Here is a 12916-nt window from a genome sequence, read left to right as displayed (position 1 = left end):
TCGACCTGTCCGCCATCCTGCGGCGCTTCCTGTACGCCGCCGCCGCGACCGGCAGGCGAACTGAGGCGTCGCTCAGGTTGGTAGATGAAGATCAGCGCTAATCAATTTTTCTTTTGCAAGCCTGCAATCGCACTGTTGCCAGTCGACGCAGCGCTGGTAGCCAGCGTACTCGATCCTAAAGCTCTCACCATGTCCGCCTCCATCCCTATCGCAACAAATACCAATTGGCACAATTGAATGGTAACCGGTATCCGGGAATATCCTTAGCAAAAATATCCATATAGAGCGAATGACAATGATTGAATGACAAGGCCAGTGTGCCACGCGGAACGCGACCTGATTCCTTGTCCCGATGGATAATCGCGGCGCCGCGCCGGCCCGCCATATGGCACGAAAGGCAAGGCTCGGCTACACTGGCGGCGCAACACCAAGCCGACCGACGCGGCCCCTTCCCATCCACACGACAAACGAGCACCATGCCCCTCAGCCCCTACCTCGACAGCTTCCCCGTCATCGGCGACCAGGTCTATCTGCACGACAGCGCCTGCGTCATCGGCGATGTGCGCATCGGCGACCACAGCTCGGTCTGGTGCAACGCCGTGCTGCGCGGCGACGTCAACCGCATCACCATCGGCCACAGCAGCAACATCCAGGACTTCACCATGGGCCACGTGTCGCACAAGAACGCGGCCAAGCCGGAGGGCTCGCCGCTGACCATCGGCAACTACGTGACCATCGGCCACGGCGTGCAGCTGCACGGTTGCAACATCGGCGACGCCTGCCTGATCGGCATGGGTTCCATCGTCATGGACGACGTCGTCGTCGAACACCATGTGATGCTGGGCGCCGGCAGCCTGGTGCCGCCCGGCAAAGTGCTGAAGAGCGGCCACCTGTATGTCGGCCGGCCGGCCGTCAAGGTGCGCGAGCTGAGCGCGGCAGAGATCGCCTACCTGCAATACTCGGCCGAGCATTATGTGCGCGTGAAGAATAACTACCAGGCCACGCCGGTGCGCGGCTAGGACGATGAGAGCGCCCTCGCCGCGCGCCGCCGGCGCCTTTTTGCTCAAACTGCTCAGCCTGCTGACCCTGGCCCACGTCGCCGGCGCCGCCTCGCGCGCGCCGAGCTTGACATCGGCCTCGGCCGTTCCGGTCTACCGCTATGAGGTGTTGCACGCCTATCCGCACGACGCCAACGCCTTCACCCAGGGCCTGTTCTACGACCAGGGCGTGCTGTACGAAAGCACCGGCCTGCAGGGCCGCTCGTCGGTGCGCAAGGTCAGACTGGAGACGGGCGAGGTGCTGCAGCAAACCAATCTGTCGCCGGCCGTGTTCGGCGAGGGCATCACCCAATGGGACAAGCGCCTGATCGGCGTGACCTGGCAGTCCGAGCTGGGCTATGTGCTCGACCAGAACAGCTTCGCCGTGCAGCAATTGTTCGACTACAAGGGCGAGGGCTGGGGCCTGACCCAGGACGGCCGCGCCATCATCATGAGCGACGGCAGCGCCGAGCTGCGCTTCCTCGACCCGCTTACGCTGAAGGAACAGCGCCGCCTGCGCGTGACGGCCGACGGCCAGCCGGTCGACCAGCTCAACGAGCTCGAATGGGTCGAGGGCGAGATCTACGCCAACATCTGGCAAACCGACCGCATCGCCCGCATCGACCCGGCCAGCGGCAAGGTGGTCGGCTGGATCGACCTGGCCGGCCTGCTGGGCGCCAAGGAGCGCGCCGGCGCCAGCCCGGACGTGCTCAACGGCATCGCCTACGACAGCGTCGGCAAGCGCCTGTTCGTCACCGGCAAGCTGTGGCCACGGTTGTACGAGATCCGCCTGCTGGCGCCGGCCAAGCCGGCGCAGCGCTAGGCCGCGGCCGGCGGCGACGACCGCCGCCCGCCAGCCACGCCCGCCGTGCACAATGCGCAATACTTCATCCACAATACGCAATACTTCATCCGCCATAGAAAAAGGGGCCGCAGCCCCTTGTCGATGATGCCTGTCGCCGTCGGCTCAGACCGGCTTGCGGCGGCGCGCCACGAAGGCCAGCACGCCCATGCCGGCCAGCAGCATGCCGTAGGTTTCCGGTTCCGGCACCGGCGTCACGTCCAGGTTGAAGGTGTAGCGGGTGTTGACGCGCTGGCTCAAGCCGGTCACCTTCAGGCTATAGCTGCCGGTGCCCAGCAGGGCGCCGTAGGTCAGCTCCTGCGAGGTGTCCGTCGAGCCCAGCGTCAGCGCATGGCTGCCGACCAGCGAGCCGCCGCTGATGGTGGCGGCGAAGCCGTTGATCGAACCGTTGGCCGTCGAGAAGTTGCGGGCGATCTGGGCGGCGAAGTTGTTGCTGCCCGTCAGGCTGAAAATCCAGGTGTCGTCGATGTTGGCGGCGCTGGCGTAGCCCGGCGAAGCGAACAACGCGCCGCTGGCGGTGATGTCCCCCAGGTTGAACACATTGACGGCCGAAGCGGAGGCGGCGGACAGGGCCAGGACGGCGGCCACGGCGAGCGTTTTCATTTTCATGTGCATAGTGATTCCAGGCGAGGATAGGATTAGATGACAGGAAGCATTTTCTTTCTGCTAACTTCGATTCTATATGCAAGTCGCTCGGCATGGCTAAAAAATATGCAATAAAAGTAACTTGTTGCATTATTTACACAAGTGCGGCGACCCTCCCCTCAAGCCAACGGCTCGGCCGCCTCGGCCGGTTCGGCGGCCCGCTCGGGCGCGGTCAGCGGCAGCACGATGCACACCCGGCAGCCCTGGCCGGGCGCGCTGTGCAGTTCGATGCTGCCGCCCAACAGCGCCGTCACCAGGTTGTAGACGATGTGCATGCCCAGGCCGGAGCCGCCCTGCCCCAGCTTGGTGGTGAAGAAGGGGTCGAACACCCGCTCCATCTGCTGCTGCGCCATGCCGACGCCGTCATCGGCGAACTCAAGCAGCAGCCGGCCGGCGCCGTCGAGCGCGGTCGACAAGCGCATGCCGCCCTCGGCGCGGCCGTCGAAACCGTGCGCCAGCGCGTTGCTGACCAGGTTGGTGACGATCTGCCCGAGCGCGCCGGGATAGCTGTCGAGCTCGACCTCGGCCGCCAGCGACAGCAGCATCTTGTACGGCGACTTCTGGTACATCGGCGCCAGCGTGGCCAGCACCTCCTCGATGGTGCGCGACAGCGCGAAACGGCGCCGGTGGTTGCTGGCCTGGTCGACCGCCACCTGCTTGAAGCTCTGCACCAGCTCGCCGGCGCGCACCAGGTTGCGCAGCAGGATCTCGCTGCCCTGCACGCCGGCCTGCAAGCCCTGCTCCAGCCGCGAGCGGCTGGGCCGCGCCGCCGCCAGCTCGTCCAGGCTTTGCTGGGCGTTGGCCTGTAGCGAGCTGGCCATCATGACGCCGTTGCCGATCGGCGTGTTCAGCTCGTGCGCCACGCCGGCCACCAGCGAGCCCAACGCGGCCAGCTTCTCCGTGCGCAGCAGCTCGTGCTGGGTGGCCTGCAGGGCGCGCAGCGCCTGGCCCAGTTCGGCGTTGGCCTGCTCCAGGTTCAGCGTGCGCTGGCCGACGCGCCGCTCCAGGCCGGCGTTCAGCTCGCGGATCTCGTGCTCGATCTGCTGCTGGCGCGCGACGCTGTCGCGCAGCGAGCGTTCGGAGCGCTGCAGGCGGCGCATGTGCAGCAGCAAAAACAGGCCGAGCACGGCGGCCAGGCCGATGGCGGCGACGGCGAAGACGACCCGCTCGCGGCTGCGCTGGCGCCAGCCGGCCAGCACGTCCTGCAAACGCTGCGCGAAGACGGTGTTGACGCCGTAGGCGGCCAGCTTGCGGTAGGTGTACTGGCGCGCCTCGCCGCCGCCCAGGTCGAGGAAGTGGTCGTCCTCGAAGACGCCCTCGGCGGCGCCGCCGCGCAGCCGCCGCGCCACCTCCGAGCGCGCCAGGTCGAGGTCCAGATAGCCGGCCTCGAAGGGGGTGCGGACGATGACGAAACCCTGGTCGGCGAACAGCGCCACCAGCGCCCCGCTGTCCTTGGCGACGCGGGCGTAGACGCCGGCGAAATAGGCGACGTCGATGTCGATCGAGAGGATGCCGAGGTGGCGCCCGGCGCCGTCGTACAGGTTGCGCGCCAGCGGCAGCACCAGCGCCTGGTCGTAGAAACGCTGGAAGGGGTGGCCCAGGCGCGGCCCGCGCTGCGCCGGATCGGCCAGCAGCGGCGCCACGTAACTGCGGTCGACGATGTCGAACTGGAAGGCCGGATAGGCCGCCGAGTTGACGAAGGGCCGGCCGCGCAGGTTGACGAACTGCAGCGCGTTCAGATAGCGGCCGTCCTGCTGGCCGGCGGTGATGACGGCGCGCACGGCGCCGTCGTCGAGGCGGGTTTTCTGGCCGGCGCGGGCGACGGCGGCGGCCACTTCGTCAAGCTTGCGCTCGGCGTCGCGCAGCGTCTGCGTGGCGTGTTCGTCGAGCAGGCGCACGGCGATCAGGCCGGTGCTGTGGGCCGAGGCCAGCGTCAGGCGGCGGTCCTGCGCCACCGTCCACCAAGACTGCGCCAACACCAGCGCGGCCAACAGCGCCAGGCACAGCAGCAGCGCCAACTGGGCGCGGCGCGCCCGCGCCGCCGCCACCGTGGCGTCGGCGCCGATGCCGGCCTGCGCCGGCGTGGCGGCGGGCGGCGGCGTGCTCAAGGGAAGTAGCCGCTGGTGATCAGCACGTCGCCCACCCGCTCGGTGTAGGCGCGCTTGCGGCGCCACTGGTGGCTGAGCGGATGCGGCCATTTGTACTCGACCCAGCCGCGATGGCTTGGGCTGTTGCCGACGGCGATGAGTTTTTTGATGAGGAAGACGCCGTCGCTGTCCTGCAGTTCGAGCAGCGAGTTGCCGACCACCTTGGGCGTCCAGCCGTGCGCCAGGTTGACGCCGGTGACGGCGTCGTTGACGGCGACGTACAAGGTGCCGTCGACGAAGGCGCCGCGCGGATCGGAGAAGTCGGCGAAGGCCCGCTGCGGGCCGACCTGCCGCAGATGGGCGACGGCGCGGCGCACCAGCGCCAGCGTGCGTTCGGCGCTGCCGTTGTCGGCCTCGGCGCGCTCGGTGGTGGTGGTGGTGGTGGTGGTGGCGGTGGCGGTGGCGGCCGCCGCCGGCGGCGCGGCGCGGCCGGCCGCCGCCAGCGCCAACAGCGCCGTCGCCAGCATCAGCTTCTGCATCAGCCGCCGCATCGCGCAACGCCGCCAAGTCGCCATTGTGCCTCCCGCCAGCGGCCGGCTGTCCGGCCTATTTGTAGATGCCGGTGCCGAGGCAGTACTCGTCGATCCGCACCACGTAGCTTTGCTTCGACTCGACCGCCTTGCTCACCGGATTGGGCCATTTGTAGCTGACCCAGCCCTTGCCGGCCGGCGAGTTGCAGGCCTTGATGATCTCGCGGATCAGGTAGACGCCGTCGGCGTCGCGCATGTCCGAGACGTCCTTGCCGACGATCTTGGGATTCTTGCCGTGCACCACCTGGCCGGTGCCCGGCTTGCTGGCGTCGAACATGAACAGGTAGAGGTCGCCCTTCTTGTTGATCTCGCTGGTGACGTTGAAGGGGCTGTTCAGGTTGTTGAACTCGGCGATGGATTTCTCCTTGCCGTTCTTCTTCATGTAGTCGAGCGCCTTGTCGATCAGGGCGATGGCCTCATCGGCGTTGCTGCGTTCGATCGCCCGGGCCGGGCCGACGACGAGCAGCGTGGCAAACAATATCAATCCGGTCACAGTATGTATGCGCATGTCATCCTCCTGGTTGGGACCGCTATTGCCTGCGGCTGTCAAGCCATACTATGACCAAACTTGTGCCCCGTCAACGTGCATGGCCCGTCCTGCAAGTCGGTGTTGCGCGCCGGCTGCCGGCGCGCCGGGCCGGCGGCGCGGCGGCCATGCGGCACCCTAGCGCGGCGCGCGCGGCGGCTGGTAGCGCGCCAGTTCCAGCTTGCCTATCTGGTTGCGGTGCACCTCGTCGGGACCGTCGGCCAGGCGCAGCGAACGGGCCGCCGCGTAGGCCGGCGCCAGAAAGGGATCGCTCATGCCGCCGCCGCCCTGCGCCTGGATGGCCCAGTCGATCACCCGGCAGGCCATGTTCGGCGCCGCCACCTTGATCATAGCGATCTCCTTGGCCGCCACCTTGTTGCCGACCGTGTCCATCATGTGCGCCGCGTTGAGCACCAGGAAGCGCGCCTGGTCGATCAGGATGCGCGCCTCGGCGATGCGCTCCAACGTCACGCCCTGCTGCGCCACCGGTTTGCCGAAGGCGACCCGGCCCAGGGTGCGGCGGCACATCTGCTCCAGCGCGCGCTCGGCCAGGCCGATCAGGCGCATGCAGTGGTGGATGCGGCCGGGGCCGAGGCGGCCCTGGGCGATTTCGAAGCCGCGCCCCTCGCCCAGCAGCAGGCTGGCGGCCGGCACGCGCACGTTCTCGAAGACGATCTCGGAGTGGCCGTGCGGCGCGTCGTCGAAGCCGAACACCGGCAGTTGGCGGACGATGCTCACGCCCGGCGTGGCGCGCGGCACCAGGATCATCGACTGCTGCCGGTGGCGGTCGGGATTATCGGGATCGGTCTTGCCCATGAAGACAAACACCTGGCAGCGCGGATCGCCGCCGCCGGACGACCACCACTTGCGGCCGTTGATGACGTACTCGTCGCCATCGCGCACGATGCTGCTTTCGATGTTGGTGGCGTCCGACGAGGCCACCGCCGGCTCGGTCATGGCGAAGCAGGAGCGGATGCGGCCGGCCAGCAGCGGTTCCAGCCACTGGCGCTGCTGCTCGGCGCTGCCATAGCGCGCCAGCACCTCCATGTTGCCGGTGTCCGGCGCCGAGCAGTTGAAGGCCTCGGCCGACCACAGCGCGCGGCCCATGATTTCGCACAGCGGCGCGTATTCCAGGTTGCTCAAGCCGGCGCCCAGTTCGGACTCGGGCAGGAACAGATTCCACAGGCCGGCGGCGCGCGCCAGCTCCTTCAACTCCTCCATCACGCGGGTCGGCAGCCAGGCGTCGCCGGCGCCGCGGTTGGCCTCGATCTCGGCGTGGAAGCGCGCCTCGTTCGGATAGATGTGCTGCTCCATGAAACTGTTCAGGCGTGCCTGCAACTGCTGTACCTTGGGGCTGTAATCGAAGTCCATGTGCTGCTCCTCTGGGTGGTTGGATGATCGGGTGCGGTTTCGCCGTCCTTGCTGGGCGCCGGGGATGGCGGCCTTATCCCCGAGGCAACTGCCGGGGTCAGACCCCGCCGGGGTCTGACCCCAGGTCTGCGCCCCGGGGTTTCGCGTGTTCCGCCGGCGCGCGGACGTGGGGCGGCCTTGGCGCGCCCCGGTGGGGCGCGCTTCGGTCACAACGGGAATCGGTGCTTTAGAAGTAGGTGACGCTGCCCGCTTCGCCCAGCCACTCCAGGTGGGCGTAGTTGTTCAGGTAGGCCAGGCTGGTCTGGCCGGGCCGGTGCAGCAGCTTGCTGACGGCGCCGTTGACCATGCCCATGCTCAGTTCCACCACCTGCCGGTCGTCCAGCGCCAGCACGTGCTGCATCAGCGCGGAGATGGTGCCGCCGGAGGTGAACACGATGCAGTTTTGCACGCCGTCGGCGTGGGTCGCGGCGCACAGGCGCTCGAAGGCGCCGACGCAGCGGGCGCGGAAGGCCGGCCAGCTCTCGTCGTAGTCGTGGTCGAGGGTGCCGCCCATCCAGCGCGCCATGGCGTCGCGGAACAGCTGCTCGAAGGCGCGGCCCGGCTGCTCCTGGCCCGCCATCATCTGCTTGAAACCGGCCGGATCGGCGAACTCGGGACAATGCCGCAGCAGCACCTGCTGATGGTCGAACTCGGCGAAGCCGGTGTCGGTCTGCCACTCGGTCTCCAGCAACAGCGTGCGCGGCAGCTCGGCCAGGCAGCTGTCGGCGCTCTGCCGGTGGCGCTGCATGCCGCCGGTGACGACGCGGCCGAAATCCTGGCGGCAGTTGGCGAACCACTGGCCCAGCAGGCGCGTTTGCTCGTAACCCAGCGGCGACAACTGGTCGTAGTTGGCGCTGCCGAAGGAGGCTTGGCCGTGGCGCACCAGATAGATATGTCCCATTGCTCGTCTCGTTTGCTGAAGAATATGCCACAGCATACCGCTCCGACTATAATTCATCAAATGAATAGTATTAATGCGGAACTATAAATGCCATGCATATATCCAGAGTCGACCTGAACCTGTTCATCGTCTTCGAGGCGATCTACGCCGAGGGCAGCCTGACCCGCGCCAGCCTGAAGATGAACCTGACCCAACCGGCCATCAGCCACGCCCTGGGCCGGCTGCGCCAGCTGTTCGACGACCCGCTGTTCGAGCGCCACGGCCACGTGATGGTGCCGACGCCGCTGGCGCGCGGCATGATCGAGCCGGTGCGCCAGTCGCTGCGCGGCTTCGAGCTGACCTTGAACGGCGCCGAGCGCTTCGACCCGGCCAGCAGCACGCGCAGCTTCACCTTGGCGCTGCGCGACGTGCTGGAGGCGACCATGCTGCCGCCGTTGATGGCCGCCATCGCCGCGCAGGCGCCCGGCGTCGGCCTGAACGCGCTGCAGGTCGGCCGGCGTGAGCTGGAGAGCGAGCTGGCCGGCGGCACCCTGGACGCCGCCATCGACGTGCTGCTGCCGCTGTCGCCGGAGATCCGCCACACCCAGCTGGTGATGGACCAGACGGTGGTGCTGGCGCGGCGCGGCCACCCCGCCGTGCAGGGCGCGCTGGACCTGGACGGCTATCTGCGCCAGGAGCACATCCTGGCCAGCTCGCGCCGCCGTGGACCGGGGCTGGAGGATGTGGAGTTGAGCCGGCTCGGTTTGCAGCGCCGCGTCAAGCTGCGCTGCCAGCACTACTACGCCGCCTGCCGCGTGGTCAGCCAGACCGACCTGCTGCTGACCATGCCGGAGCGCCTGGCCCGCGTCGTCAACCAGCAGTTCGACAACCAGGTGCTGTCCTTCCCGCTGCCCATGCCGGGGCTGGACGTGCACCTGTACTGGCACGCCAACGTCGACACCGACCCGGCCAACGCCTGGCTGCGCGAGCGCATCGTCCAGGCGGTCGGCGCGCTGCCGGCCTAGCCGACGCGGCCGACGCCATCCGCGCCGCCCGGCGAGGCGGTGGGGCCGGCTAGGCGCACAGCCAGGCCAAGCGACGGAGCCGACGCGCGAAGACGCCGGCTCAGTGCATCAGCATCCAGCTTGGCCGGACTTTGCCAGCGCGCGCACCGCCTTGGCGATGTCGGCGCCGACCTGCCGCACGGCGCGGCGGTGGCCGGCCACCAGCGCGTCGTAGCCCGAGCCGGCCGGCAGCGCCTCGTTGGCCACGCTGCGGCAGGTCAGCACGGCGCTGCTGCCGACCCGCCGCACGCTCCACACGGCGTCGATCAGCGCGTACTGGCCGGGCGCCGACTCGAAGCGCTGCACATTGGTGCTGATGCGGTAGACGGCGGCCTGCTCCGGCGTCGGCGTGCGGAACACGTCGATGGCGCCCAGCTCGCCGGTGACGGCCAGCGACAGCGCCTGGCCCAGCTCGGACGCCAGCGGCGCCGACCAGCGCTCCTGCTCCAGCAGCTCGACGCGGCCGGGACCGGACGTCACCACCAGTTGGCTGCGGCTGACCTGCTGCGGCACGCTGACCGCCTGCAGCTCGATGTACAGGACGCCGCCGGCGGTCTTCGGCGCGGCCGATGCGGTTGAATCGGCCGGCGTGCCCGGCGTGCCCGGCGCGTTTGGCGTGCTTGGCGCCACTGGCACCGTTGGCACCGATGGCACGCCGCCGCTGAGGCTATAAAAACGTTCGGGCGGCGGCGTGGCGCAGCCGGCCAGCGCCAACAGCGCCGCCGTCACGGCCAGTCCCCGCACATTGCGGCAAGCGGACACACTCATTTTTGATCTCCTTTTTTACCGCGCAACAGTGACTCCGGATGCCGTTCCAGATAGTCGGACAAGGCGTTCAACGATTGCAGCGTCTGCGTCAGCTGCTGCAGCGCCTCGCGCAGGTCCGACTGCACCGGCGAATCCTTTTGCAGCACCTGCTCGGCTGCGCCGAAGGTCTGCTTGGCCGCGCTCAGCGTGCCGCGCATCTCCGGCACCACCTGCGCGTCGAGCTGCTTGAACAGCAGGTTGGCGCTCTTCAGCGTCTGGTTCAGATTGTTGCCGATGTCGGCGAACGGCACCTGGTCGAGCTTCTTGGCGATGCTGGCGATCTGGTCCTGCAGCTCGTCCAGACTATTCGGCACCGTCGGCACCTCGACCGGATACTGCGCCAGGTCCAGCTTGGCCGGCGCCGCTTTGGGGAAGAAGTCCAGCGCGATGTACAACTGGCTGGTCAGCAGATTACCCGTGCGCAGCTGCGCGCGCAGACCCCGGCTGACCATCCGCTCCAGCACCTGCGGGCCGGCGTTGTGATCGCGCTCGTCGGCGATGGCCTGCTGGAAGCGCTTGCCCAGGCGGCCCGGATACAGGTTCACCGTGACCGGCATGCGGAAGCTTTTCTTGACCGCGTCGTACTCGACGCCGACCGAGCGCACCTCGCCCAGCACGATGCCGCGGAAGTCCACCGGCGCGCCGGGCGACAGGCCGCGCAACGACTGGTCGAAATAAAACACCGAGGTGATCGGCTCGCCGTCCGGCTCGCGCAGCGCGCTGTTCTGGTCGGCGGCCAACTGGAAACTGGCGCCGTTGGGCGCCGGCGTGTCCGGTCGCGGCCCCGTGCTGGTGCTCTCGAAAGAGATGCCACCGACCACCAAGGCCGCCAGCGACTGGGTGTTGAGCTTGAAGCCGTTCGAGTCGAGCCGCACATCGATACCGCTGGCGTGCCACCAGCGCGTGCCCTGGCTGACGAACGACTCGTAGGGCGCGTTGACGAACACCGTCATGGTGACGCCGCCGCCCTCCTTGTCGAGCGCATAGCCGATCACCTGGCCGACCTGGATGCGGCGGTAGAACACCGGCGAGCCGATGTCGATCGAACCGAGGCTGTCGCCGTGCAGCGTGTACTGGCGGCCCTTCTGGTCGCCGGTCACCTGCGGCACCTGCTCCAGGCCGAGGAACTCCTCGCGCTGCTCGCTCGCCTTGCCGGCGTCGACGCCGATATAGGCGCCCGACAGCAGCGTGCTCAGGCCCGAGACGCCGCTGGCGCCGACCCGTGGCCGCACCACCCAAAAGCGCGTGTCGGCCGCCGTGAAGCGGCGCGCCTCCTTGCTCATGTCGATCGTCACCAGCACTTTCGACAGGTCGGGCGCCAGGCGGATCGCCCGCACCAGGCCGATGTCGACGTCCTTGTATTTGACCTTGGTCTTGCCCGGCTCCAGGCCGTCGCCGCTGTGGAAGCTGACCGTCACCGTCGGTCCCTGATCGAGCACCGACTTGACCACCAGGCCCAGGCCGATCAAGGCCGCCAACAGCGGTATCAGCCAGACCAGCGACGGCAGCCAGCGGCTGGCCGGTTCCACCTCCGGCGTGGGCAGGCGCGCCGGGTCGCCCTCGTTTTCAACCATGTGTTCCTCCAGAAGAGTCTATGCGATGCGCATGCGGTAAGGCGGGTGGGGCCGCTGGCGCCGCCGGTGTCGCTGCTGTCGCTGCTGTCGACGCCGCGCCGGCGTCCCAGATCAGCCGTGGGTCGAACTGCAGCGAGGCCAGCATGGTCAGCACCACCACCGCGCAGAAGGCCAGCGCGCCGGGGCCGGCGGTAATCACCGCCAGCGACTGGAAGCGCACCAGCGCCACCGTCAGCGTGATGACGAAAATGTCCAGCATCGACCAGCGGCCGACGAATTCGACCAGGCGGTACAACAGCGTGCGCTGGTAGGGGCGCCAGCGCGAGCGGCGCTGCGCCGTCCAGGCCAGCAGCGACAGCGCGGCCAGCTTCAGCACCGGCACCACGATGGACGCGATGAAGATGATGGCGGCCAGCGCCGGCGAACCGCTGGTCCAAAAGTAGACCACGCCGCTGATGATGGTGTCGTCCTGCTGGCCGAACAGCGAATGGGTGTACATCACCGGCAGCAGGTTGGCCGGAATGTAGAGGATGGCGGCGGCCAGCAGCAGCGCCCAGGTGCGGCCGATGCTGTCGGGGCGGCGGCGGTGCAGCACCTTGCCGCAGCGCGCGCAGTGCTGCTGCGGCGCGCCCGTATCCGGCGCCACCAGGCCGCAGGCGTGGCACTGCAGGGGCGCCCGGCCGGCGGCGAGCAGCGCCCGCTGGTCTTGCTCGGCGCGCGGCCGCAGGCGGTCGCCCAACTCCCACAACGCGCGCGGCTCGTAGGCGACGACGAAGGCCAGCATCGCCGTCAGCGCGCCGAAGGCGAACAGGCCGGGCTGCACCAACACCTGCGCCAGGCTGGTCATCTTCACGATGGTGATCAGGATGCCGATCATCAGCACCTCGGTCATGCCCCAGTGGCGCGCCGCGCTGACGCTACGCAGCAGGCGGTGGAAACCCGGCAGCACGCGGCCGGCGCGCAAGCCCAGCGTGACGTACAGCAGCGCGCCCAGCTCGACGGCCGGGAACAGGATGGTGCTCAGGAAGACGATCGCCGCCACCACCTGCATCTGCTCCTGCCACAGCACGACGATGGCGCCGAACAGCGTGGCCGAGGTGTGCAGGCCGTTGACCTCCAGCGCGACGATGGGGCAGAACTGGGCGATCAGGAAGGTGAGGATGGCGCCGAGCACGATGGCGGCCATGCGCTCCGGGCCGGCGCTGGCGCCGCGATACAGCACCGAGCGGCAGCGCACGCAGCGCGCCTTCTGGCGCGGGCCGAGCGGCGCCTTGCGGTGCAGGGCGCCGCATTCATGACAGCTGATCAGATCGTATCGATGCACGGGTTTTCAGTGGCTTGGTCGTGCCAGCATCATACGATAAAAGCAAGCTTCTCGCGGATAGTGGCAACGCCGACAAAACCCAAGGACGCAAACTGGGGTCGGACCCCGAG

The 12916-nt window shown here is 68.4% G+C and carries 12 protein-coding genes; 3 read left to right on the top strand and 9 right to left on the bottom strand.

Annotated features, from left to right (window positions below; all coding sequences use genetic code 11):
• Window positions 1–476: 476 nt before the first annotated feature.
• A complete protein-coding gene (locus H7U20_RS26970; protein WP_199762234.1) occupies window positions 477–1019 on the top strand; it encodes a gamma carbonic anhydrase family protein in 543 nt (180 codons plus the stop codon).
• A 4-nt stretch (window positions 1020–1023) separates the two neighbouring features.
• Window positions 1024–1860: a glutaminyl-peptide cyclotransferase gene (locus H7U20_RS26965; RefSeq protein ID WP_199762233.1), complete on the top strand. Its 837-nt coding sequence runs from the start codon at window positions 1024–1026 to the stop codon at window positions 1858–1860.
• Between the two features lie 144 nt (window positions 1861–2004).
• Here H7U20_RS26965 and H7U20_RS26960 read toward each other — a convergent pair whose 3' ends face one another.
• The 6 genes from H7U20_RS26960 to H7U20_RS26935 form a co-directional block, all read right to left on the bottom strand.
• Window positions 2005–2508 (bottom strand): FxDxF family PEP-CTERM protein, encoded by a 504-nt coding sequence (locus H7U20_RS26960; RefSeq protein ID WP_199762232.1) that lies wholly within the window; start codon window positions 2506–2508, stop codon window positions 2005–2007.
• A 155-nt stretch (window positions 2509–2663) separates the two neighbouring features.
• On the bottom strand, window positions 2664–4652 hold the full coding sequence (locus H7U20_RS26955; RefSeq protein ID WP_199762231.1) for an ATP-binding protein: 1989 nt from the start codon (window positions 4650–4652) through the stop codon (window positions 2664–2666).
• Window positions 4649–5170 carry a cache domain-containing protein gene (locus H7U20_RS26950; RefSeq protein WP_199762230.1) on the bottom strand — a complete coding sequence of 174 codons (522 nt, stop codon included), beginning with the start codon at window positions 5168–5170 and terminating at the stop codon, window positions 4649–4651. Before H7U20_RS26950 ends, H7U20_RS26955 begins: the two co-directional genes overlap by 4 nt.
• A 67-nt stretch (window positions 5171–5237) precedes the next feature.
• Window positions 5238–5729, bottom strand: a complete 492-nt coding sequence (locus H7U20_RS26945) for a cache domain-containing protein (protein ID WP_199762229.1) — start codon at window positions 5727–5729, stop codon at window positions 5238–5240.
• A gap of 156 nt (window positions 5730–5885) precedes the next feature.
• Entirely contained in the window at window positions 5886–7118 is a 1233-nt protein-coding gene (locus H7U20_RS26940; RefSeq protein WP_199762228.1) for an acyl-CoA dehydrogenase family protein, read from the bottom strand.
• 226 nt (window positions 7119–7344) lie between these two features.
• Entirely contained in the window at window positions 7345–8058 is a 714-nt protein-coding gene (locus tag H7U20_RS26935; protein WP_199762227.1) for a histidine phosphatase family protein, read from the bottom strand.
• A 92-nt stretch (window positions 8059–8150) separates the two neighbouring features.
• Between H7U20_RS26935 and H7U20_RS26930 the strand changes: the two genes are divergently transcribed.
• Window positions 8151–9062 (top strand): LysR family transcriptional regulator, encoded by a 912-nt coding sequence (locus H7U20_RS26930; protein ID WP_199762226.1) that lies wholly within the window; start codon window positions 8151–8153, stop codon window positions 9060–9062.
• Between the two features lie 108 nt (window positions 9063–9170).
• Here H7U20_RS26930 and H7U20_RS26925 read toward each other — a convergent pair whose 3' ends face one another.
• From H7U20_RS26925 to H7U20_RS26915, 3 genes are read right to left on the bottom strand one after another with little or no spacing between them, the layout of a single operon-like run.
• On the bottom strand, window positions 9171–9869 hold the full coding sequence (locus H7U20_RS26925; protein WP_199762225.1) for a PqiC family protein: 699 nt from the start codon (window positions 9867–9869) through the stop codon (window positions 9171–9173).
• The gene (locus tag H7U20_RS26920; RefSeq protein ID WP_199762224.1) at window positions 9866–11482 is read right to left on the bottom strand and encodes a PqiB family protein; all 1617 of its coding nucleotides are present in this window, start codon (window positions 11480–11482) and stop codon (window positions 9866–9868) included. The genes H7U20_RS26925 and H7U20_RS26920 overlap by 4 nt, the downstream gene beginning before the upstream one ends.
• On the bottom strand, window positions 11475–12806 hold the full coding sequence (locus H7U20_RS26915; RefSeq protein WP_199762223.1) for a paraquat-inducible protein A: 1332 nt from the start codon (window positions 12804–12806) through the stop codon (window positions 11475–11477). Before H7U20_RS26915 ends, H7U20_RS26920 begins: the two co-directional genes overlap by 8 nt.
• Window positions 12807–12916: the final 110 nt, after the last annotated feature.

The sequence above is a fragment of the Rugamonas violacea genome, from assembly GCF_016461825.1.
Classification (GTDB): domain Bacteria; phylum Pseudomonadota; class Gammaproteobacteria; order Burkholderiales; family Burkholderiaceae_D; genus Rugamonas.
Note: the sequence above shows the minus strand (reverse complement) of the source record. Positions and strands in the feature narration are given on the sequence as shown.